This is a genomic window from Agrobacterium genomosp. 2 str. CFBP 5494 (genome assembly GCF_900013495.1).
GTDB lineage: Bacteria > Pseudomonadota > Alphaproteobacteria > Rhizobiales > Rhizobiaceae > Agrobacterium > Agrobacterium pusense.
Window position 1 is genome coordinate 1,593,003 of record NZ_LT009718.1, and the last position, 21,252, is coordinate 1,614,254.

Annotated in this window: 25 protein-coding genes and 2 tRNA genes; 10 read left to right on the top strand and 17 right to left on the bottom strand. The window is 57.7% G+C overall.

All coding sequences use genetic code 11. The features are described 5' to 3' along the window. Positions 1 to 8: 8 nt before the first annotated feature. The 3 genes from AGR2A_RS07830 to AGR2A_RS07840 form a co-directional block, all read right to left on the bottom strand. The gene (locus AGR2A_RS07830; protein ID WP_072494291.1) at positions 9 to 1,997 is read right to left on the bottom strand and encodes a bifunctional 2',3'-cyclic-nucleotide 2'-phosphodiesterase/3'-nucleotidase; all 1,989 of its coding nucleotides are present in this window, start codon (positions 1,995 to 1,997) and stop codon (positions 9 to 11) included. Between the two features lie 207 nt (positions 1,998 to 2,204). Then, positions 2,205 to 2,540, bottom strand: a complete 336-nt coding sequence (locus AGR2A_RS07835; protein ID WP_004441225.1) for a PilZ domain-containing protein — start codon at positions 2,538 to 2,540, stop codon at positions 2,205 to 2,207. Between the two features lie 99 nt (positions 2,541 to 2,639). After that, the gene (locus AGR2A_RS07840; protein ID WP_006697955.1) at positions 2,640 to 3,107 is read right to left on the bottom strand and encodes a DUF1203 domain-containing protein; all 468 of its coding nucleotides are present in this window, start codon (positions 3,105 to 3,107) and stop codon (positions 2,640 to 2,642) included. 162 nt (positions 3,108 to 3,269) lie between these two features. On the opposite strand from AGR2A_RS07840, the gene AGR2A_RS07845 reads away from it, so the two are divergent. Both AGR2A_RS07845 and AGR2A_RS07850 read left to right on the top strand, forming a co-directional pair. After that, on the top strand, positions 3,270 to 4,157 hold the full coding sequence (locus AGR2A_RS07845) for a DUF4344 domain-containing metallopeptidase (protein ID WP_004441227.1): 888 nt from the start codon (positions 3,270 to 3,272) through the stop codon (positions 4,155 to 4,157). Positions 4,158 to 4,211: 54 nt separating this feature from the next. Further along, positions 4,212 to 4,856, top strand: a complete 645-nt coding sequence (locus AGR2A_RS07850) for a dihydrofolate reductase family protein (RefSeq protein WP_072494905.1) — start codon at positions 4,212 to 4,214, stop codon at positions 4,854 to 4,856. Between the two features lie 70 nt (positions 4,857 to 4,926). Here the strand turns inward: AGR2A_RS07850 and sseA are convergent, their stop codons facing one another. The 4 genes from sseA to AGR2A_RS07870 all read right to left on the bottom strand — a co-directional run bounded on the left by sseA (position 4,927) and on the right by AGR2A_RS07870 (position 9,714). Beyond that, complete coding sequence (gene sseA / locus AGR2A_RS07855) at positions 4,927 to 6,348, bottom strand: 3-mercaptopyruvate sulfurtransferase (RefSeq protein ID WP_080822647.1); 1,422 nt, start codon at positions 6,346 to 6,348, stop codon at positions 4,927 to 4,929. A 16-nt stretch (positions 6,349 to 6,364) separates the two neighbouring features. After that, positions 6,365 to 7,102: an alanyl-tRNA editing protein gene (locus AGR2A_RS07860; protein ID WP_045534258.1), complete on the bottom strand. Its 738-nt coding sequence runs from the start codon at positions 7,100 to 7,102 to the stop codon at positions 6,365 to 6,367. Positions 7,103 to 7,114: 12 nt separating this feature from the next. Next, positions 7,115 to 8,152: a cysteine synthase A gene (locus AGR2A_RS07865; RefSeq protein WP_006697960.1), complete on the bottom strand. Its 1,038-nt coding sequence runs from the start codon at positions 8,150 to 8,152 to the stop codon at positions 7,115 to 7,117. 122 nt (positions 8,153 to 8,274) lie between these two features. Beyond that, positions 8,275 to 9,714 (bottom strand): cryptochrome/photolyase family protein, encoded by a 1,440-nt coding sequence (locus tag AGR2A_RS07870; RefSeq protein ID WP_072494293.1) that lies wholly within the window; start codon positions 9,712 to 9,714, stop codon positions 8,275 to 8,277. A gap of 188 nt (positions 9,715 to 9,902) precedes the next feature. On the opposite strand from AGR2A_RS07870, the gene AGR2A_RS07875 reads away from it, so the two are divergent. The 3 genes from AGR2A_RS07875 (at position 9,903) to AGR2A_RS07885 (ending at position 11,421) form a co-directional block, all read left to right on the top strand. Next, the gene (locus tag AGR2A_RS07875; protein WP_004441235.1) at positions 9,903 to 10,172 is read left to right on the top strand and encodes a DUF982 domain-containing protein; all 270 of its coding nucleotides are present in this window, start codon (positions 9,903 to 9,905) and stop codon (positions 10,170 to 10,172) included. A 134-nt stretch (positions 10,173 to 10,306) separates the two neighbouring features. Next, a complete protein-coding gene (locus tag AGR2A_RS07880) occupies positions 10,307 to 10,864 on the top strand; it encodes a methylated-DNA--[protein]-cysteine S-methyltransferase (RefSeq protein ID WP_004441238.1) in 558 nt (185 codons plus the stop codon). Positions 10,865 to 10,977: 113 nt separating this feature from the next. Beyond that, the gene (locus AGR2A_RS07885; RefSeq protein ID WP_004441240.1) at positions 10,978 to 11,421 is read left to right on the top strand and encodes a TIGR02594 family protein; all 444 of its coding nucleotides are present in this window, start codon (positions 10,978 to 10,980) and stop codon (positions 11,419 to 11,421) included. A 49-nt stretch (positions 11,422 to 11,470) separates the two neighbouring features. Here the strand turns inward: AGR2A_RS07885 and AGR2A_RS07890 are convergent, their stop codons facing one another. Further along, entirely contained in the window at positions 11,471 to 11,710 is a 240-nt protein-coding gene (locus AGR2A_RS07890) for a hypothetical protein (RefSeq protein WP_004441242.1), read from the bottom strand. 168 nt (positions 11,711 to 11,878) lie between these two features. Here AGR2A_RS07890 and AGR2A_RS07895 point away from each other — a divergent pair, with 168 nt between their 5' ends. After that, the gene (locus tag AGR2A_RS07895) at positions 11,879 to 12,283 is read left to right on the top strand and encodes a DUF2934 domain-containing protein (protein WP_072494294.1); all 405 of its coding nucleotides are present in this window, start codon (positions 11,879 to 11,881) and stop codon (positions 12,281 to 12,283) included. 99 nt (positions 12,284 to 12,382) lie between these two features. Here AGR2A_RS07895 and AGR2A_RS07900 read toward each other — a convergent pair. Then, positions 12,383 to 12,457: transfer RNA gene (locus tag AGR2A_RS07900), tRNA-Asn, on the bottom strand. A 176-nt stretch (positions 12,458 to 12,633) separates the two neighbouring features. Between AGR2A_RS07900 and AGR2A_RS07905 the strand changes: the two genes are divergently transcribed. Continuing rightward, positions 12,634 to 12,912, top strand: coding sequence for a hypothetical protein (locus tag AGR2A_RS07905; protein WP_072494295.1), 279 nt, complete (start codon positions 12,634 to 12,636; stop codon positions 12,910 to 12,912). Between the two features lie 5 nt (positions 12,913 to 12,917). On the opposite strand, the gene AGR2A_RS07910 is transcribed toward AGR2A_RS07905, so the two are convergent. Further along, a complete protein-coding gene (locus tag AGR2A_RS07910; RefSeq protein WP_035207821.1) occupies positions 12,918 to 13,562 on the bottom strand; it encodes an exopolysaccharide biosynthesis protein in 645 nt (214 codons plus the stop codon). Between the two features lie 513 nt (positions 13,563 to 14,075). Here AGR2A_RS07910 and AGR2A_RS07915 point away from each other — a divergent pair. Together AGR2A_RS07915 and AGR2A_RS07920 are read left to right on the top strand one after the other, a co-directional pair. Then, positions 14,076 to 14,663, top strand: a complete 588-nt coding sequence (locus tag AGR2A_RS07915) for a YqaA family protein (RefSeq protein WP_072494296.1) — start codon at positions 14,076 to 14,078, stop codon at positions 14,661 to 14,663. Between the two features lie 138 nt (positions 14,664 to 14,801). After that, positions 14,802 to 15,356, top strand: a complete 555-nt coding sequence (locus AGR2A_RS07920) for a dual specificity protein phosphatase family protein (RefSeq protein WP_072494297.1) — start codon at positions 14,802 to 14,804, stop codon at positions 15,354 to 15,356. Positions 15,357 to 15,548: 192 nt separating this feature from the next. Here the strand turns inward: AGR2A_RS07920 and AGR2A_RS07925 are convergent, their stop codons facing one another. The 3 genes from AGR2A_RS07925 to AGR2A_RS07935 all read right to left on the bottom strand — a co-directional run bounded on the left by AGR2A_RS07925 (position 15,549) and on the right by AGR2A_RS07935 (position 16,438). After that, entirely contained in the window at positions 15,549 to 15,752 is a 204-nt protein-coding gene (locus AGR2A_RS07925; protein WP_004441254.1) for a hypothetical protein, read from the bottom strand. A gap of 210 nt (positions 15,753 to 15,962) precedes the next feature. Next, a complete protein-coding gene (locus tag AGR2A_RS07930; protein WP_004441257.1) occupies positions 15,963 to 16,223 on the bottom strand; it encodes a hypothetical protein in 261 nt (86 codons plus the stop codon). A gap of 138 nt (positions 16,224 to 16,361) precedes the next feature. Beyond that, positions 16,362 to 16,438, bottom strand: a tRNA-Pro gene (locus AGR2A_RS07935). Between the two features lie 230 nt (positions 16,439 to 16,668). Here AGR2A_RS07935 and AGR2A_RS07940 point away from each other — a divergent pair. Then, positions 16,669 to 17,205: a DUF1269 domain-containing protein gene (locus tag AGR2A_RS07940; protein WP_004441259.1), complete on the top strand. Its 537-nt coding sequence runs from the start codon at positions 16,669 to 16,671 to the stop codon at positions 17,203 to 17,205. Positions 17,206 to 17,268: 63 nt separating this feature from the next. On the opposite strand, the gene AGR2A_RS07945 is transcribed toward AGR2A_RS07940, so the two are convergent. The 4 genes from AGR2A_RS07945 to uppE all read right to left on the bottom strand — a co-directional run bounded on the left by AGR2A_RS07945 (position 17,269) and on the right by uppE (position 21,117). Next, the gene (locus AGR2A_RS07945) at positions 17,269 to 17,919 is read right to left on the bottom strand and encodes a hypothetical protein (protein WP_072494298.1); all 651 of its coding nucleotides are present in this window, start codon (positions 17,917 to 17,919) and stop codon (positions 17,269 to 17,271) included. 179 nt (positions 17,920 to 18,098) lie between these two features. Beyond that, a complete protein-coding gene (locus AGR2A_RS07950; RefSeq protein WP_003521552.1) occupies positions 18,099 to 18,248 on the bottom strand; it encodes a hypothetical protein in 150 nt (49 codons plus the stop codon). Between the two features lie 77 nt (positions 18,249 to 18,325). Beyond that, positions 18,326 to 19,567 carry a polysaccharide biosynthesis O-antigen ligase family protein UppF gene (gene uppF, locus AGR2A_RS07955; RefSeq protein ID WP_004441266.1) on the bottom strand — a complete coding sequence of 414 codons (1,242 nt, stop codon included), beginning with the start codon at positions 19,565 to 19,567 and terminating at the stop codon, positions 18,326 to 18,328. Continuing rightward, positions 19,564 to 21,117 carry a polysaccharide biosynthesis glycosyltransferase UppE gene (gene uppE / locus AGR2A_RS07960; RefSeq protein WP_072494906.1) on the bottom strand — a complete coding sequence of 518 codons (1,554 nt, stop codon included), beginning with the start codon at positions 21,115 to 21,117 and terminating at the stop codon, positions 19,564 to 19,566. Before uppE ends, uppF begins: the two co-directional genes overlap by 4 nt. Between the last annotated feature and the right edge of the window lie 135 nt (positions 21,118 to 21,252).

The following is a 21,252-nucleotide window of genomic DNA, read 5'->3' on the forward strand; positions in this document are numbered from 1 at the left end:
CACGGTCGTTAAAGAATCAGGCGGAACTTCGCGAAACCTTCCGAGCCGTCGCCGGCATCCTCGATCCTGGCGCCCTTGATGTCGGCTGCGTAATGGCGTCCCTTGGGCCCGGTCTCGAAGACGGCGGTGGTGTTTTCCACCGGTGCAAAGGACCAGTTGGCATCCGCGGACGGGTTGATGGTGCCCTGATCGATGATATAGCGCACGATCACGTCGCGGTTTGTATCGGGCGCGACGAAGATCACCTTGTCGCCGGCGATATCGGGGAATTTGCCGCCGCCGCTTGCACGGTAATTATTGGTGGCAACCACGAATTTCTGTTCGGGATCGATCGGCTTGCCATTGAACTGCAGATTGACGATGCGGTTGCTGTCCGGGTTGACCGCCTTGCCGTCCTTGTCAAATTTCGCCGGTTTGGAAATGTCGATCTGATAAGTCACGCCATCGATCACGTCGAAATTATAGGACGGGAAGTCTGGGTTGAGCAGTGGCGCATCCTTGGCACCGGCCTCAACCGTATTGAACATGCCGGCGGACATTTCCAGCCAGTTCTTCACCTGCGCCCCGTTGATCAGCACTGCCTGCACCGTGTTGGGATAAAGATAGAGATCGGCGACGTTCTTGATGGCGATGTCACCGGCGGGGACATCGGTGTAATAATCCGCGCCGCCACGACCGCCCGATTTGAAGGGGGCCGCTGCCGAAAGCACGGGCAGATCCTTATACTGCCCTTCCTTCAGCATGTCCTTGATGTACCAGGTCTGGGCGTTGGAGACGATCTGCACGGACGGATCGTCTGCCACCAGCGCGAAATAGGAATAGAGCGGCGCGGATGTCTTGCCGACCGGGCGGCGCACATAGGCAAGGGCCGCTTCGTGATCCACCTTGGCTGCGGCGAGAACCTCCGGCTTGTCAGTATAGTCAGCAACGACCTTGCGATTTTCATCGCGATGGTAGATCGGGCGGGCTTCTGAGGTGAAGTCGACGATCTTCCAGCTCTTGCCATCCTTTTCAAGCAGCAGGTCGATAAGGCCCATATGGGAGCCCCAGAAGCCGGCCATGACCGCCGGCTTGCCCATCAGCGTACCCTTGACCGCATCAGCACCCTCGATGCCGTCCCAGGTCTTCGGACCGGGGAAAACAAGGTGCTGGTGGCCGGTGAAGATCGCATCAATGCCTTCAACAGCTGCGAGATATAGCGATGCGTTTTCCATGCGCTCGGTCTGGCCCTTGCCGTCGATGCCGGAATGGGAAAGGGCGATGATGATATCCGCGCCTTCCTCCTTCATGACAGGCACCCAGGCTTTCGCCGCCTCGACGATGTCACGCGTCTGCGCCTTGCCCTCGAGATTCTTGGAATCCCACATCATGATCTGAGGCGGCACGAAACCGATGATGCCGACCTTGACCGGGCTGGTGACGCCGCCGCCATCGCGGATCTGTTTTTCCAGAATGACATAGGGCTTGAAGAACAGCTCGTCGTTCTTCGGATCGGAAGCCAGCTGCCCCTTGGTGAGGTTGGCGCACACATAGGGGAAACCGGCGCCCGCAAGCGTGTTCGACATATAGTCGAGGCCATAGTTGAATTCATGGTTGCCGAGCGTGCCGCAATCGTAACCCAACACGTTCATGGCATTGATGACAGGGTGCTTGTCGCCGGCCTTCATGCCGCGCTCATAGGCGATATAGTCGCCGAGCGGGTTGCCCTGCAGGAAGTCGCCGTTATCCACCAGCATCGAGTTCCCGGCTTCGGCGCGGATGGTGTCTATGATCGAGGCGGTGCGCGCCAGACCCATCGTGTCGTTCGGTTTGTCGGCGTAATAATCATAGGGAAAGACGTGAACATGGATGTCGGTCGTTTCCATGATGCGCAGATGCGCCTGGTTGGCCGCCGCACGCGCAGCAAAAGGGTGCAACATCACGAGCGCCGAAGTGGCTGCAATGCCACCCAGAAGTGAGCGCCGGGTAATGGGGTGTAGGGCGAGAAGCGACGACATGGGAACTCCTTCGGATGAAGCTTGCTCTGTCTTTAAAGACGACAGGGTAGAAGCAATCGCAGAGGAGTCCATCACCAAAATGACAGGCCCATGACAGATGGGCCGGTTTTCAACCGTTTGATAAATTTTTTGTCAGTGACGTGCGGCGCAGGTCCCGCCGCACTGGAAAATGCGCGTCATTTGTTCCGCGCATTGTAATGCTCCGGATCAGCGGGCCAGTGTCGGTTTCACGTCTTCGTGGAAGAAACGGAAATAGGAAGAGAGCTGCGCCAGCGTGTTGGTGGAAAGCTTGAGCTGCAGGCCAAGACGGTTCATGTGCTGCCACTGCACGACGCCCTCGATGAAGCCCAGATCCTCACTCTGCACCTTGACCCGGCTACCCTTGGCGGCAGCGAAAGGCCCGTCCAGCTCGAGCGCCATTCCGGTTGCCGACAGATCGACGACACGTCCTCTGGTCGACTGGCTGAAATAATGCACAGTCGCAAAGATCCTTGTCTTGCTGCGAGGCGCGGTCCGGGTCGCCATATTGAGGTTGTTTGTCATTTTGCTACTCAAATCAATTGTTTCCGATGGGTGCAGATTAACCTGTAAAAGTTTGAAACCCGTTTAGCCGTTCGGTTAAAATTCTAGACAATGCTGTGATTATGCTTTGGCGATACGGCATTGGTAACAATTGTTTCGTGCGGAACGGACGTGGACATAGGCGACGTCTTCGCGCCCCAGAAGTGCCCGCGCCCGCGAGACGATCTCGCCGGTGGCCGTTACCGCACCCGTGCCGTAGACAATACGGTCATCGTCGCCATATCCGCGCACGATATAGTCGGGGCTGTCCAGCATCGGCGGAAGGATATCTGTCAGTGGATAACGATCGCAGGCTTCGGCATGCAGGAAGACCGGCCCCGTCTCGGCGTAGGGCTGCAGCGAGGGAAACGGCCGGTAGGCGAGTACGAGCATGGCTTCACCCGCGCCGATCTGGTCGAGGCAGTGGCGACACGGCATGCCGCCGGGAGACACGGCTGTTTCCGGTCGATTGCCATAGGCATCGGCGGCGCCCGCGCGGAAATCCTCGGCGTCCTTAGCCGGCATTGCGGTGAAAACGATATTGGTCATGGCGGCCTCTTCTGGCTGGGATCGGCGTTGCTTCTTTGCAGCTATGGTCCCGAAACGCGCTGCTATCCACCCGATTCTTGACAGCTGATGCAACCAGCCCATTGCGTGACTCGTTAGGTTCGGGAATCAGTGACGCTCCTCGTTCCCGGAAGGTCTGATTTTATGTTCCGTCGTTTTCTGGCCGCCGTTCCGCTGGCTTTCGTATCGTTGACGGCTCCGATTGATGCCGAGGCGCAGGTCGCCTCCGGTCTCGACGGCCTGTCCGACGATCAGCTCCAGCAGGCGGTCAATTTCGTCATCGGCAACGCGATTTTTTCGCTCTATCACGAGGGCGCGCGCATGCTGATCTCGGATTTCGGCACGGCGGACACGGCAAGTGTACAGGCCCCGGCCGACCAACTGGCAGGAACGCTGATCCTGCAGGCCAATGAAGAATGGCTTGACACCGCGCTCGTGAACGCCACCGACAGCTGGTATCTCGCACGTGAGGCGGAGACGCTTCCTGAGCACGAAGCCCCTGTCTTCTCCGCGCTGGTGCCCGACAGGAGCCGCGACCGCAACATGGCCTGCCTGATGGTGGGCCGCGACAAGGACGGTTATGGCGACCTCGCCGCCATGATGGGGCTTCCCAATGCCGAATTTGACAAATGCGCCGCGGCCTATCCGGCGGTCGCTTCGGCCTGGGAGAATTTTCTCGCGCCCCACCGCAGTCAGACGCCTTCCAGGTTCTCCGTCAGCTACGTGCCGCCGCGCGATCCGGAACTTGAACCCTATGCCATCATGATCAAGGAATCGAAGGTCCTCGATCTCATCAGCCGCAGCTTTGGTGGTTATGGCCTGAAAGGGGACGTGAAGCTGACGGCCAAGTCCTGCGGTCGCCCGGATGTCTACTGGTCGGCGGAAAAGCGCGAGATCACCTATTGTTATGAACTCGGCAAGTTCCAGGCGGAACTCATTGCCGATCATCTATTGAACACGGTCACCGAAGACAAGGGCGCAGCCGGCGGGCAGATCCCGACTGCCGCGGTTAATCTGGAACGGGAAATCTGAGGCCAGGGTTGCAGTCGCGGATAGCCTGGCCTCCTCATGATGGAGGAGAGTGCCGTGCCGAAGGTTGTCGTTCGCAATTTCGCCATCTCGCTTGACGGATATGGGGCAGGACCAGATCAAAGTCTGCAGAACCCGCTGGGTGTGAAGGGTGAAGAGTTGCACCAATGGGCCTTCAAGACCCGCACCTTTCACCGCATGTTCGGTAAAGACGGCGGCTCGACCGGCACCGACGAGGATTTTTCCGAAAAGAGCTTTGAAAATATCGGAGCATGGATTTTAGGCCGCAACATGTTCGGGCCGGTGCGCGGCGCGTGGCCGGATGAAAACTGGAAAGGTTGGTGGGGCGACGAGCCGCCTTATCATGTTCCAGTCTTCGTCCTGACGCATCACGCGCGACCGTCCTTCACGATGCAGGGCGGTACTGTCTTCCATTTCGTGACCGACGGCATCGAGGCGGCGCTCGACATGGCGCTGGCGGCGGCAAATGGCAGGGATGTCCGCATCGGCGGCGGGGTTTCCACTATCCGGCAATATGTGACGGCGCGCCTGATAGATGAGCTGCATCTGGCGCTGGCGCCGGTTTTTCTCGGGCGCGGCGAACAACTATTCGAAGGCATGGATTTGCCCGCCCTCGGTTACCGCTGCACGGGAGCGGTGGCGGGCGAGGGCGCGACACATCTCATTATCGACAAAGCGTGAGGGCCGCGTCCCTTTTTACCATCCCTCCCGTGAACGACACGGGATGATAAGGCGCGTAAACCGCTACCCCTCAATTGCGTAGCGATATCTCCAGGAGCTCCGTGTCGGCCAACGGCTCCACCCAGGCCTCATAGGTGCCCACGGGCGAAAAGCCCATCATCTGGTAGAGCTGCAAGGCGCGCGGATGGTCGAGCGTGTTGGTCGTCACCGTCACCCGCTGCGGATTGTCCTGCCAGGCGGCGTAAAGCGCCTGCAACAGGAACCACTTGCCGACACCAGCGCCGATCGCTTCTTCGAGCAGCCCGAAATAAGAAAGCTCTGTCACCTCGTCGCTTGTCTTGTTCAGCTCGAAGAAACCGGCGGGCGCACCGTTCATATAAAGAACCGTAACGCTGTTTTTCGGATCGCGCAGGATGGCGGAAAGTTCAGTATCGCTCATGCGCATGCGCTTTTGCCAATGCCATCGCTTTCCAACCCGCCAGTACAGATAGCGGTAAAAATGCAGGGGAATATTGTTGACCCGCATCAGCGCCGTCTGGATGTTGACGGGGATCGGCAGGCTGACCTTCGGCGGTGCCGTCATTTCGAGCTGCGTCACGTGCGCCTTCAATGGGCCGTGCGACAGCGTGGGGATCGCATCCACCGGACCGGTAACCACCGGCGTGTCCTGTAATCCGCCCCATTCCGACCATGAGCCGTCATAGAGAGAATTGTCCTGATGACCGAGCGATTCCAGCGCCAGGGTAATGACGGCTGCCGTCACACCCGAACCGCAGCTCGTCACGACGGGCTTCGTAAGATCGATGCCAGCATCGGTCACCATTTTGCGGATTGCAGTAAGGACCTTGAAGTGGCCGTTTTCGGAAAAGGCTGTCGCCGGCAGGCTGCGTGCACCGGGCATATGGCCCGAACGCATGCCCGCACGCGGCTCGGCCTCCTCGCCGGTAAAGCGGCCGGCACCGCGGGCATCTGCAATCTGCTTTTCGCCGCTGTCGACAATACCGCGCATGGTGCCAAGCGAGGTCACACGTTTTTCGTTGAAATCGGGTGTGAAGGTTGTGGGCTCAATTTCCGGCGCGCCGGTTTCCAGCGGCCGGCCTTCGCGCTTCCAGCCGTCCAGTCCGCCATCCAGCACATAGGCCTTGCGCACGCCCATTACCCGCAGCATCCACCAGACGCGGGGTGCGGAAAAGAAGCCCGGACCATCATAGACCACGATCGTATCGGTCTCGCTGAGGCCGAGCGCGCCGGCCTGTTCCGCGAAAAATTCAGGCGAGGGCAGGGAGTGCGGCAGGCCGGTTGTGTGATCGGCGATTTTATCCTGGTCGAAGAACACGGCGCCAGGAAGGTGACCTGCCGCATATTCTTCTGCGCCGTTGCGCTTATGCGCCGGCAGATACCAGGAGGCATCGACGATGCGAAACCCGGGCGTGCCGAGCTGTTTCTCAACCCAGTCCGCCGAAACGACGAAACGGCTCTTATCCGTGCTCACGATGTCTCTCCCGATCTCAGGCAACAGCTTCAGGCGCGCCGAAACGAATGCGGAACCGCCTGTTCTCCTTGCCCTTCTTTTCTATCTTGGCAATGTGAATATCGCCCACTTCCTGCGTTTCGGATACATGGGTGCCGCCGCAGGGCTGGCTGTCTATGCTGGAATTTGCGCCGATGCAGACGAGGCTGACCCGACCGAGGCCCATTGGCGGACGCACATTCTTGGATTTGACAATGCCGGGATTGGCCTGAAGCTCCTCGTCCGTGATCCATTGCAGGAAAACGGGATGATTGGCTCTCACCAGTTCCATCAGCCTGGCGGTTACGTCGTCTTTGTCAATAGTCTCCGACATGTCGAAATCGACACGCGACTCGTCCTCACCAACGGCTGCTCCCGTGATCGGCCATTGGCAGACGACGGAGAGCAGATGGCAGGCCGTGTGCATGCGCATCAACTTGTAACGACGCGGCCAGTCCACATGCAGCGTCAGCTTTTCCCCGACTTCAGGAGACGGCTGATCCTCAAGCGGGACATGGATGATGACGCTCTTGTCGGTGCCATGCTTTGTAATGCCGAGCGCGATGCGCGAACCATCAGCGCGCTCGAGAAAGCCGGTATCGCCAGGCTGGCCGCCCGAGGTGGCGTAAAAACAGGTCTGGTCGAACTCGATGCCGCCGTCCTCATGCACCGCCGTGACGATCGCTTCTGCGGTGGAAAGATAAAAATCGTCACGGAACAGGGCATTCACAGGCATTTCGGCATGTCCTCAAACGGTTTCGTACGGAACCGAAATATCGGTTTTCGTTGCCAGCCACTGCGGAACGGGAAGGCCCTTGGACCGCAGGAACTCTGGATTGAAGAGCTTCGACTGATAACGATTGCCGTAGTCGCAAAGTATCGTCACGATTGTATGCCCCGGACCAAGCTCACGGGCAAGCCGGATTGCGCCGGCGATATTTATGCCGGTGGAGCCGCCGAGGCACAGGCCTTCCTTCGTTACCAGATCGAAAAGGATGGGCAACGCTTCCGCATCCGGAATGCGATAGGAGAAATCCGGTGTGAAACCCTCGAGATTGGCGGTGATGCGCCCTTGCCCGATGCCTTCCGTGATGGAGGTGCCTTCCGATTTCAGGACGCCATTCTTATAGAATTCGTAGAGGGCCGCTCCCTCGGGATCGGCAAGGCCGATCTTGATGTCGGGATTGAAATCGCGAAGGCCGTCCGCCACACCCGCCAGCGTTCCGCCGGAGCCGACCGCGCAGATGAAACCGTCGACCTTGCCATCCGTCTGGTCCCATATTTCGGGAGCAGTGGTCTCGATATGAGCCTGTCTGTTGGCGATATTGTCGAACTGGTTAGCCCAGATCGCGCCGTTCTCGTCCGTCGCCGCAAGCTGTCTCGCTAGCCGGCCGGAGACTTTCACGTAATTGTTCGGGTTGGAGTAGGGAGCTGCCGGGACTTCGACCAGCTTTGCGCCGAGAAGCTTCAGCGCGTCCTTCTTTTCCTGGCTCTGCGTTTCGGGAATGACGATGACCGTCCTGTAACCGAGCGCATTGGCGACCAGCGAAAGGCCGATGCCGGTATTGCCCGCCGTGCCTTCCACGATGGTGCCGCCCCGGCGCAATTGTCCGCGCCTTTCGGCGTCGCGGATGATGTAGAGCGCGGCGCGATCCTTTACGGACTGGCCAGGATTGAGGAATTCCGCCTTGCCGAGGATTTCGCACCCCGTCGCTTCAGAAGCAGCTTTCAGACGGATGAGCGGCGTATTGCCGATGGCACTGAGCGCAGAGGGGTGAATGGTCATGATTGAGCCTTCTTGTCTGAGCGGAAATTAGGTGCCGTTATGTCCCGTTACAACCGCTTCAAGGCAAGAAATTATCTTCCCGGCTTCGGCTTCGCCACGCAAAATTTTGCCGATACCCAGTTTTATGTCTTCTTCTTCACTCTGGCATAGGCAGCAAGTGCTCTCTCCCGCGCCCTGCCATGGTCGACAATGGGGTTCGGGTAGGTTTCCCCGAGCGTGATGCCCGCTTTGGTCAGCACCTCTTTCGGGGCCTCGAATGGTTGGTGAATATATTTGCGCTCTAGCCTTGCAAGCTCCGGTACGAAACGGCGGACATAATCGCCGTCCCCATCGAATTTTTCGCCTTGCAGGATAGGGTTGAAGATGCGGAAAAATGGCGAGGCATCCGCTCCCGAACCCGCCACCCACTGCCAGTTGGCGGCATTGGAGGCCGGATCGGCGTCCACGAGCGTATCGCGGAACCATTTCTCACCCTTGCGCCAATCGATCAGCAGATGCTTGATGAGGAAGGACGCCACGATCATGCGGACGCGGTTATGCATCGTGCCGTGGCGCCATAGTTGCCGCATCCCGGCATCCACGATCGGATAGCCGGTCATGCCGCGCGTCCAGGCCGTGAAGGACTTGTCATCGTCCCGCCAGCTGAAGGCGTCGAAACTGTCGTTCCAGTTCTTTTCGTCCAGCTCGGGAAAATGAAACAGGAGGTGATAGCAGAATTCCCGCCAGACGATTTCCTTGCGAAAACGGCTGATATCGTTTGAGGCGATGTGGCGGGAAAGTCCCTTCGTCGCATGCCAGACGGTGGCGGGTGAAATTTCTCCTAATGCGAGGTGCGGTGAAAGCCGGGAAGTCGCGTCCTTCGCCGGCAGGTCGCGGCCCTCTTCATAACCTTTAAGTGCGCCGTCAATGAAATCGGAGAGCTTCTCCCGGGCCCCGTCTTCGCCAGGCGTCCAGATATCGCTAAACTCCCTTGCCCAGTCAGGCCTTTTGGGCAGCAGCTGCCATTCGTCGAGCGTTTCCGATCTTGGCCAGTTCCTGGGCGCGTTGAGTCTGTCTGGCGTATCCGCAGGCGCGTGAGGCTCTTCGCCGCCCTCCAGTGCGCGCCAGAACGGTGTATAGACCCGGTAGGGACCACCGGATTTCGTCTGCAGCTTCGATGGCTCATGCAGCAGATGTCCGGAAAAGCTTCGTACCGTCAGGCCTTCATCCCGGAGCGCGCGTTTTAAGGCCTTGTCGGTCGAAATACCTTCAGGATCATAGCGGCGGTTCCAGAATACGGTGTCTGCGCCGGTTTCCGCGATCAGCCTGCGCAAAACCTCCTCGGCGTCGCCGCTGGCGAGCACGAGGCGGCTGCCTGTTTTCTTGAGCGCGGCATGAAGCGCAGTGAGCGAGTGGTGAAGCCACCATTCCTGCGCACGCCCCAGCGCGCCGCAACATTTTTCCCTGATATAGACGGGGATGACGGGACCTTTATGGTCGGCCGCCGCAAGCAAAGCGAGGTTGTCCGAAAGGCGCAGGTCCTTGCGGAACCACACGATGACGGGAGAGGCTTTTGTCTGCATGGGAGGGCCCGGTTCACTTCCGTTTGAACGAGTGTTGAAACGCTTTGTTCCGCAAATCGGCTAGAATGGAAAGATGGGGCACATGGTTTCTCGAGGGTTATTTTTTCGCTCTTGAAACCACAGGTGAAGGGAACCAACTGGAGGAGCCGGCGTTTGTCGCGGGTTAATAGAGCATGGAAGTGCAATCAATGTTGCTGAATGACGTTAAGTGGGAAAAGCCCGTTACCATCTCCCTTGAAAACGGTGCCCCTCGAATTTTCACAGGCGTTTACGAAGCCTTCGATTTTCTCCAGCATGAGTGGCCCGAGCGGGGAGACAAGGCGCACGAACAGGCGCTTCGCCTGTGCCGCGCCTCGCTCATGGGCGATGTGGGGGGAGAGATAGCCCGCACGGCCTTCGTCGCCGCCAGCCGGCAGGCGCGCTGCCTCGTTGAGGAGCCGGAAAAAATCGCATCCTGAGCTGATTTTGGAACTGATGTGTGAAAGGCCACCCGCCTAAAACGGGTGGCCTTTTTTGTTGTGCGGCAGGAAACGGGTTGTTTCGAATGCGGGATATGGCATCGTGCAGGCGAAAAGGCGAATGAGTGACGGTGATGGGCAGCCACTACGGCTATATTGTTTTTCCAACGGCGCTTGGCCATTGCGGCCTCGCATGGGCGGGGCGAGGTATCGTGCGTCTGCAATTGCCGGGAGCGGACGCCGGCGAAACGGAAAAGCTCCTTCAGAAGCGCCTGCCGTCCGCCTCCATCGCCGTTCCCGAGACGCGGACACGTGAGGTGATTGCGATGATCACCCGTTATTTCGGCGGTGAGGCAATCGATTTTAAGGCCGTGGACCTTGATCTCGCCGGGCAGGAACGATTTTTTCTCGACGTCTATGCCGTTGCGCGACAGGTCGGCTGGGGCAACACGACGACGTATGGCGGCATCGTGAAGACACTCGGTCTTGGCATGGAGAGAGCACGCGACGTCGGCCAGGCAATGGCGAAAAATCCGGTGCCGCTGATCATTCCGTGTCACCGGGTCCTTGCCGCAGGTGGCAGGCTTGGCGGCTTTTCTGCACCGGGCGGGACCACTACCAAATTGCGGATGCTGGACCTTGAAAATGCCGGCCGTAGCCGTGCGGATGATGCGCAGGGCAGCCTGTTCTGAAGCAATGACAGATCAGCCCGCATGAATAGGCGTCTGATTTCTGCCCATTTCTCGTCAAATTGTCGCTAAATTGTCACAATACACGAACGCCCGCTAACATAAGGGCGAGACGTTTGAGAGTATCCGCGTTAATTCTATCAGTTGCCTTGTCTTTTACAGTCGTGGCACCGGCCTCGGCTGGCATGCTGAACCAGGCTGAGAAATACACTGGGCTGCATGAGTCCAAGAACAACAAGAGCCTCAAGAACATTCTTGGGGCAAATCCGAGAAGTACGCCGTGGTGCGGCCTTTTCCTGCATGCCGTAGCCAGCAAGGCCGGCCGGCAATCACCCAAATCCTACGGATTTGCGAAATCCTGGAGTTCCTTCGGTTATGCCGTCCCGGTTGGCCAGGCAAAGCCCGGTGATGTCGTCGTCATCCGCAACGGCCGGGGATATCATGCTGGTATTCTAAAGAGCATGAGCGGCAAGACCGCACAAATTCTGGGCGGCAACCAATCGGGCAGGGTGCAGGTCTCGAATTTTAACCGCAAGGCCATCGTTTCGGTTCGGCGATAAATTCCCTGCATTTCCTTGATAAAGGCGGGCCTCGACCCGCCTTTTCCTTTTAAGGCTGTTCTCTCGTGCCTGGCGCCGCCTCGCGCTGGTCGTCGTCCTCCAGATCGGTGGCGACAATGAAAGCATCCTCGTGCTGCCTTGCAGCCTGCCGGCGTGCACGTAGGTTCATGCTCTCGTCCGGATAAATCTCGCCTTCCTTGTCTTTCAACTCGCTGTCTGTCTCGAAACGCGCAACGTCGTCGTCTTCAATATCAAGCGGTTCGGTTTTCGGCTTCTGCGGGGTGTTCATGAAGCGATCTCCTGCTGGTTTCTGCAGGCCAAACGCTCGGCAGCCGATGCCGGTTCCCTTTCTCGCCAAAATGCTCAATCGTCACAGGTCGATGCGGAACTAACTCTGGCTTTTTTGTTTTTCAATGGCACAATTGAAGCTGGTGCAACGCAAAGAGGGAGGTCCGTAATGAGCCACGACCGCGAAGCCGCAATCCGTGAAAAAGCGCGCGCAATATGGGAGAGGGAAGGAAGACCCGACGGGCATCATGAAAGACACTGGATCGAGGCGGAACGGGAAATCTCCGCGGAGGCGGAACCGGCAAAACCCAAAAGCGGAAATGGCGTGAAGAAGTCCGCTTCCGCCGCCGCGTCAGGGGAGAAGGGGCCTGCAAAAAAGTCGCCCACGAAAAAAGCCAATTCGACAAAGGTGAAATCTCCTGCGGTAAAATCGCTGGAGAAAGAGCAGAAATCCACGGACAAGAACAAGGAAGACGATTTGACCGAAAGCCTTGAGGAGAGTTTTCCGGCCAGCGATCCACCGGCATTGACCAACGCCACGAAGGCAACAAAACGGGCGGTCAAGAAAAGCTGATGGCCTGACGGCCGCAGAGAAGGAAGTCACGAAAACTTCCAGGTCACGTCGGGCGAATTGCAGCTGCACTTCGCTCGGCTGACACGCTTTTGAGAAAAATGGCTCCCCGGGCCGGATTCGAACCGGCGACCTGTCGATTAACAGTCGAATGCTCTACCGCTGAGCTACCAGGGAACGTGCGCTGCTTGGCGCGGTGTGAGCGGGGTAATACAAATGCTTTTCCGATTTGCCAAGCGCTTTTTTCAAAAAAAACGCATTCCTCTTGTTTTATCCCTCCGGAGTCCCGATTTTCCGGGCTTATCGACGCTGAAAAAATTATCCACAGGCGAGATGCTGAAGGGCGGATTGGAATGAAATTCGGAATCGACCACAGAACGGGTCGTCTCAATCTCGGAAAATGGAGCCTTGCCATGCCGCGTTCGCGCGTCGGCAGGATCGCAACGGGTTCGGCGCTGGTCGTGGGCGGTACGCTGGGCTTTTTGCCCATTCTGGGTTTCTGGATGGTTCCCGTCGGCCTTGTCGTGCTTTCCCACGACCTGCCGGCTGTTCGTCGCCAGCGGCGAAGGCTGGTGATCTGGTGGGCATCGCGGCGGAACCGGCGGGAGCCCCGCGACCGGGGCCGACAGTAGTCCTGCTACGCCCCGATTGAGCTGCTGATGCCCTGGCCTGCCCAGAAGGCGGCATAGGCGAGTGCAGCGAAATAAATCGTCGTCAGCCCCAGAAAGAGGTAACCGCCCAGCACCGTGACGCCGTCCCGCTGGATCATGCCCGCTGAGAAAAGCAGGATCGCAATGCCCGGCAGGGTGTTGGAAAAGGGAATGAAGCCGAGCGGCATCATCAGAAGCACGCCCGCCGTCATCAGGGCGAGGCCATTTATCCTGTTGGCGATGACGCCCGTCGTCAGCGCCGGAATGCGTGGACGGATAAAGCGGTCCAGTCTCGATACGATCGCCACACCCTTTTGCAGCGCCGGGACCAGCTTTGCCGTTTCCATCTGCCGGTCGAGAATTTTCGCGGGCAGCCATGGCAGGCGATTCATCGTGATCGCGAGACTGACGAGAATGATTGCGGCACCGAAAACGGTGCTGACTCCGGGAATGGAAACCGGGATCAGAAAGGGCAGGGAGGCTATGGCACAGATGAGCAGCAGGCCCTGTTCACCGATCGCTTCCATCAATTCGCGCAATGTGATCGTCTGGCCCTGCAGTTTTCCTATCAGCTTTTCAAGCGTGGTGCTGAGCTTTTCAGACGTATCAGTGAATGCGAATTCGTTCGACATGCCGCTTCCCGGTAGTTGTTCAACTCCGGGATTGATACCATTCCTCTGGCCCGATGCCTATCACAGATGGAAACGGGCCTCTTCACATTTGGTCATGCCGTCCGAAAGATTTAATGCGAAACCCAGTTGCTATAGGCACCTGCAAGAAGAACCACCAGCAGAATGACAAGTATGACCGGATTGATTGATGTAACGAAGTTGACATAGTCCATGATAACTTCCTCCTCTTCCCGCCACCTCTTATTCTACAGCAAAAAGGCGAGTTCATCTACCTAGAGATGAAATTTCGCATCGCAGCAACTAGTCTCAGGTATGGATTGGAATCGTGGGACTTTTTCATTTTCCGCGATGCAAAAATAAATCTTCCAACATTTGCCATTCTCTTGAGTTGTCTCTAATCCTGCTTCGTGGAGGGTTTCCGGACCCGCCGCCTGCCGTTGATTGACCGGGTGAAATTCCGCCTGTGTCTTGCCTCCGTCTGCCTCCTGACCATTCTTCCCCGGGGACATGAAAATGCTGAAAAACATCTATGCCTGGACGATGGCGCTTGCTGCGCGCAAAACCGCCGTGTGGTGGCTGGCAATCGTGGCTTTCGTGGAAAGCTCCGTTTTCGTTGTTCCCGCCGATGTGCTTTTTTTGCCCATGGTATTGGCGAAGCCGAAAAAAGCGATGTTTTACGCGCTCGTGGCCACGGTCGCCTCGGTTCTGGGCGGCATAGCGGGCTGGTTCCTCGGTCATTATGCATTTGAGAGCATTGCCCGGCCGATTCTTGAATTTTACGGCAAGCTCGACAGCTTCGAGCATCTGAAGAACTCGGTGGATTATGAAACCATCGTTCTTCTGCTGGTGACATCGGGCCTTGCGCACCTGCCGCCAATCAAGGTGGTTACCATCCTGTCGGGCGCGGCCAATATCAGCCTTGGCCTGTTCATTCTGTCGGCGGTCGTCACGCGCGGCGCGCGCTTTTTCATCCTTGCCGGTTTGCTGAAAAGATACGGTGAATCGGTCCGCCATTTTATCGAAAAACGCCTCGGCGCCATCACGGCCGCGGCGGCGGCGGCACTTATCGCCATCTACGCGGTTTACGTTTTCGTGCGTTGATCGAAAGCAATTTTTCTACTCTTACAATACTGTCGCATAACTTTCAGCCTACTGTCAGAATCCACCTGTATCGGTTCCCCTGTCCAATCAGGGAACCGTTTTATTATGCGAAGATTCTGGAAGTGCTCCTTTGGGGGCATGGGCCTCGTCGTGCTTGCGGCAGGCGGATATCTCTATGCCATTCAACTCCTCGGCAACTTCCACGAGGTGATGGCCGGGCAGCTTTATCGCTCCAACCAGCCGAGCAGCGAGCAACTTGTTCGCTACACCAAGGATCACGGAATAAGGACTGTGATCAATCTGCGCGGGTCAAATGAATCCCAGGCGTGGTACCGGGATGAGGTCGAGACCTCGCGCAAACTCGGATTGAATCACATTGATTTTGGCATGTCCGCGAGCCAGGAGCTCAACATGAGCCAGGTAAACGAGCTGGTCGCGATCATGCGCGACGCGCCGAAACCGATTCTCATTCATTGCAAGGCGGGTGCAGACAGGACGGGCCTCGCGACCGCGCTTTATCTCAGTCGCATCGCGCGTCTTGGAGAAAAGGAAGCAGAAAGTCAGCTCTCGGTTCGCTATGGCCACATCGGCATTCCCTATCTCTCGCAAACCTATGCCATGGACCGGACCTGGGAAAATGTGGAGGATATGCCGATCACTGACGACTTTGCCATCGCTTCCAATGAATATTGAGCAAGGCTTCGACCGGTCGGGAAGTAACTGATAACGCCCCGTTTCTGAAGCGCCATTGGCTGTAATGCTTCTGTGAATTGTCCACCCGCGCTTCGGCCCGCTGTCTGTAGGGGAAGCTCTTATCGGAGCGTGGAATCTGTGCGACTTGACCGCGTCATGGGTATCGGAGACCAACTGTGGATAAGGCGATTTCTAATCGCGCTCCATGTCCGGCGTCCAGCCGCGCGTATATCCTTTTCCCATGATGGCGACAGCAAGGGACAGCTGCTCCTGCAAATGCTCGATTTCGCCGAGTAGCGCCTCGACGGCCGCCCTTGCATCACCGTCATGACACTGGATGACGTATCCCGCTATGTCGTCAGGCCGTATGGGAGTGATCTTTTTAGCGTCGGACATGGTAGGTGACCTCTCTTTTGTTCACTAAATGTTCTAATTTTAGCAGAGAGTCAACACGGCAATGCACATCGTCGTTTGACGGAGGGCGACGGCATATCGCGCCCGCTTTTTTTGTAGAATTTGCCGGTGAGCACCTAAGCAAAATAGGCCGGTGGGCCTGGGGTCCTACAGGAGCTTTAACCCAACCCAAGCGCGGCGTCGCCCGTTGGGTTAATGGACCGAAGGATCCTCGCTATCCAGAAAGCTGCGAATACCGTCTTTTTCGCAAGTAGCCAGGAATTCTTCCCATGCGTCTTTATCGGTTGCGAAAGGTTCGTCCCACGTGGTGACATCGTCGTGCTCGCTGATAACTTCCAGGGTCCAGTCTTGCTGGGTGCCCGCGGGCCGGTAGATGTCAACAAGGACAGTGATACCCTCGTCTTCAAACTCGCCTGAAAATTCCGAGTGTTCTATTTTCGGTTTTTTTGCCATCTCAGCACACTTCGTTTTCAAGGCTTGAATAAATGCACACCCGAACGGGATGTTTGAAACTTGCGCATAACGCTCGCTACTGGAGCGCTAAAACAAATATAGCCAGCTCTGGGGGAACTGGCTATCTATCTGATTTAATGGTCGGAGCGGCGGGATTCGAACCCACGACCCCTTGACCCCCAGTCAAGTGCGCTACCGGGCTGCGCTACGCTCCGAACCTGAAAGCCGTTTATATAGAAGCCTGTTAGGGCGCAAGCGGAAAATGGCCTTTTCTAAAAAAAACGAACAAAGGATGTGGACTGCGGGAATGGGATCAATGGAGCACCGCGTTTTGCCGGCTGCGTGGCTGTCAAACACCTGACACATCATCTTTTCATCATGGCCGGAACCTGCCGCGATCTTTAACGTTCATTCGCAGCGGAATTGAAACTCAGGGAGACAAACAATGTCCGAACTTGTCGTTGTCGGTTTTGACGGAACGGAAGAGGCCGACCGGGTCCTTCTGAAGCTTGCGAGCCTGAAGAAGGAGTATCTGGTCGATCTGGAAGATGCCGTTGTCGTGGTTCGCGATGAAAATGGCAAGGTTCATCTCAAGCAGAGCGTCAACCTGACAGCGATCGGTGCAAGTTCCGGATTTCTGTCCGGTGGCCTGTGGGGCGGACTCGTCGGCCTGCTGTTCCTCAACCCGCTGGCGGGATTTGCGATCGGCGGTGCCATTGGCGCGGGAACGGGCGCGCTTGCGGGCTCGCTGACGGATTACGGCATCGATGACGATTTCATCAAATCCCTGGGCGAGACCATTCCAAACGGGTCGTCGGCTCTTTTCGTATTGATCCGAAAGGTGCAGCCGGAAAAGGTTCTGGCGGAACTGGAAGGGCTGCGCGGCAGGGTTATCAAAACATCGCTCTCGCCGGAGCAGGAAGCCGAACTACAGAAAGCACTTTCGGGCGGGAGCCATCAGCCTGCTACACCGGTTGCCTGAAACGGATAAAAGCAACGCTGCGGCATCATCGATGTCGCAGCGCTTCTCCGTCAGCCGTTGCTGTCAAACGGTGAGTGTGCCGTCCTTAGCCTGCGGCCAGGTGAGATAATAATAACGGCTGCCGACACTGCCAAAAAACGCGTTGTCGCCGGAAATGCCATCGATATAAGCCCCGTTGGCGCCCTTTGCATAGGCCGCTCCATCGCGTTTCAGATGATCCTTCAGGAAGTCGCTCCAGCCCGCCGTTGCGATCGCTGTGGCGGGTTTCGAGGCGGTCTTGGGGTCGTCTGTCACATCCCACGCTTTGATCTTTACGCCGTCCGCCGGGTTGGACACCGTCAGCGTGCCGGCAGCCAATGCTTCCAGCATCGACTTGGCCTGCGCCGCCTTGGCGGGATCCCCGGACAGTTCGTCGAGCGTCGCTTTCAGATCCTTCATGAAGTCCGCCTGGGTGATGTCCCCGGAAGCGGCCGTCTTGTCCGTATCACCGCTCTCCGCCTCATTGCCCGAGGTTTGCGCATATTGCGCCAGAAGCTGCGTCAGCCGCGTATTGCTGGAAGAGGTGGAGGTGGTGGTGTCGATGCCATAGGAATTGAGGAGCGTCGTCCGTGATGATGTGGAAGTCGCGGCGGAGTTGTCTTCCTGTTCCCTGATGGCCTTGAGGGCCAGTTTGGTGGCGGTGAGACGTGTGGAAAGGTCGATGGAGGAGACCATTGCGTGGGATGTCCATGATCGGACCAGATACGCATCATCCGTACCGGGCCGGCGCGGCGTGAATCTGCGATTCCCGCCATTTGTCCTCTTTCATAAGAAGACCGGGTGCGTTCCAGCCGTTTTTTTTGGAGCTGGAACGCACCCGGTTTAATGGTCGGACTTTGCGCGACGCTTGCGGCTCAGTTTTCCTGAACGGAAACACCATTCGGGCCGATATTCATCTCGATCCCCTTGGGCTTGCTTTCTTCATGCCAGACGTAAATGCCAAGGCCTGCGATGACGACAATCAGCGCGCCGATGATGAGATAGAGATTATTGGTCTGCGTCATAAGATGTCTCCCCGTTTGACAATCAGAATCGGGGGCTAAACGCATGAAATCGTGGAAGGTTCCGTAAGGTCAGCTGTTTATGCGCCAACCGCACGCCGGCGCAGGCCTTCGCGTTTTTCCAGTGCCATGCAACCCCACAATATGCCGAGCAGCAGGAAGAAGTGTCGCCAGTGGTCGGTATCGATGACAGCACCAATCATCACATGCCCGACGAAAGCCACCCACGAAATGATCAGGAAGGCCTGCCACGGGCGCGGGCGCAAGAGATGTCTGAAACCGGCGGCGATGGTCCAGCAGATCAGGACGAGATAGATGACGAAGCCGAACCAGCCATGTGTCGTCAGGCTTTTCAGCCAGATATTGTGCTCGGCTGCTGGAAAGATATTGTCGAACACCATCGGGCCGATACCGAGCGGATGTTCCATCGCCAGCAGGAAACCGAGATAATGGCGGGCGAACCGTCCCAGATGGCCGCCATCATAAGATTGCACGGCCGAGGCGCGGCTGGAGAACAAATCGGCCACCTGTTTGAACTGCAGCGCGATGAGGACAGCCGCTACCATCAGTCCGGCGGCGATGAGAAACAGCACGAGGATTTTCAGGCGAAACGCCGCCGTACGTTCCTTCAGCATCATGACGAAGACGAGCAGTACGGTGGCAAACAGAAACAGCCCCCAGGCCGCACGCGAAAACGACAGGAACACGCCAAGCGACAGGATCAGCAGGCCGAGGATTCGCCAGGGTGCGTGCATCGTCTTGCCGGTCAGCAGGCCGTAGATGAGATAAAGCGATGGTGTCACCAGAAAGGGACCGAAGACGTTCGGATCCTGAAAGGCGCCCTTGGCGCGATCGTAAAGGGTGAAGACTTCGAAGCCCGGAATGGCATGAAAATAGCCGATGATGCCGAGCAGGGAGGTGATCACCGCCGCCGCCAGCCACGCCCGGAAAATCAAAAGCAGCCGCTGATATCGGTCCTCGATGATTGCCGCGTAAAACACCGAAGTCAGCGCCAGAAATGTCGAAACGGCGAGATAAAGCGGACCCTCATCCAGGTCGGCCATGGTGGTGAGCGAGAGATATCCGCCGATATTGAAGGCGAGCAACAGGCACAGCAGCAGGACGACGGTGCGTGAAAGTCGCAGGCCAAGCAGAAACCACAGGGCCACTTGCCCGACCATCATCAGCTCATAGGGCGCTGGCTCGGAGATAACGAAGCCGGAAAGAAACACGCCGAAGGCAATGAAGAACGAACCGATGAGCCGCATGGCAGCCAAAGGCGCATCGAAATCCGGGGCGTGCTGGTAACCGGTGTGGGTCAATAGGCGTTTTCCGATTTGAGCAGCCGGATCGGCGTCAGGAACAGGATCTTGAGATCGAGAAACAGCGACCAGTTCTCGATGTAATAGAGATCATATTCGGTGCGGAACTTGATCTTGTCGCCATGGTCGATTTCTCCGCGCCAGCCATTGATCTGGGCCCAGCCGGTTACGCCGGGCTTGACCTTGTGTCTTGCGAAATAATGCTCCACCACTTCGGTATATTTCAGGTCGCCAGTCTGGGCATGAACCGCGTGCGGGCGGGGCCCGACCAGCGACAGGTCGCCATGAAGAACGTTGAAAAGCTGCGGCAGTTCGTCCATCGAGGACTTGCGCAGAAAGCGGCCAACGGGCGTTACGCGCGGATCGTTCTTGGTGACGGCCTTTTTTGCGGTCGGATCGCTGAGTTCCGTATACATGGACCGGAACTTCCAGACGTTGATGGTTTCATTGTTGAAGCCATGGCGCTTCTGCTTGAAGAGCATGGGCCCCTTGGACGTCGTTTTGACCGCGATTGCCGCGCCCACCATGACCGGCCACAGAAGGGCGATGCCGATGAGGCTGAAGGTGATGTCGAACAGCCGCTTCGCGACGGAATCCCAGTCCCGGATCGGTTTGTCGAAAACGTCAAGCATCGGCACCTTGCCGACGTGGGAATAGGCACGCGGGCGAAAGCGCAGCTTGTTGGCATGCGCCGCAATGCGGATATCGACCGGGAGCACCCAAAGCTTGCGCAAAAGCTGGAGAATGCGTGCCTCGGCGCTTAACGGCAGGGCAATGATCAGCATATCCAGTTTGGTCAGACGGGCGAATTCCACCAGTTCGGCGAAAGTGCCGAGCTTGGGATAACCCGCGACGACGTCGGGAGAGCGCGCGCTTTGCCGGTCATCGAAGATGCCGCAGATGCGGATGTCGTTGTCGGATTGCTGCTCGAGCGAGCGAATGAGATCCTTGGCAGCATCACCACCGCCGACGATGACCGCCCGGCGTTCCATAACGCCATTGCGGCCCCAGTGGCGGATGGCGAAGCCAAGGATCAGTCGTCCGGTGAAAATGGCGATCGCGGCAATTGCATACCAGATGCCGAAGGCTTGCCAGGAATGCAGCGCATCGGGAAAAAAGAGCAGAAGGAAACAGGCTGTGCCAACGAAGGACAGGCAGACCGCGCCCTGAATGCGAGCGAACATCGACAGTGGCGTGCGTAGCGTCGGCAACTGATAACAGTCGCCGGCCTGAAGAAGAAAGACGCAGAGCGCGGCCCCCAGTACGCCGCCGCCAAAAACCGCCAAGAAGGTCTCAATACCCCGATCGGCGGCGACGCCGTTGATGATGGCGGCGATCACCACGAGCATGGTGAATTCCAGAAGCCGCAACTGGCCTATCACCATGTTCGGGGAGTGATTGCCGCCGCGAAGCTGGTTGGCAATCTGCCGTGCGAGGGGGTTGAGAACGACGGCTTCCGATGTCGAAGGCCCGTTGGCCTCTTGCTCGGAAATCTGTTTGCGCAACGACGCCAGATCGAATTGCAGTCTATCCTTGTCAGCCTTGGTCATTGCCTGGTCCGCACCCTCCAGCGCATCGGCGCGAAAATCGGCATCGATTTCCGACCGGACGATACGCAACTTCAAAGTGGTGGAGCGGGCCTGATGCATCCGGACGGACGCACGGCGCTCCACGATCTGGAAACT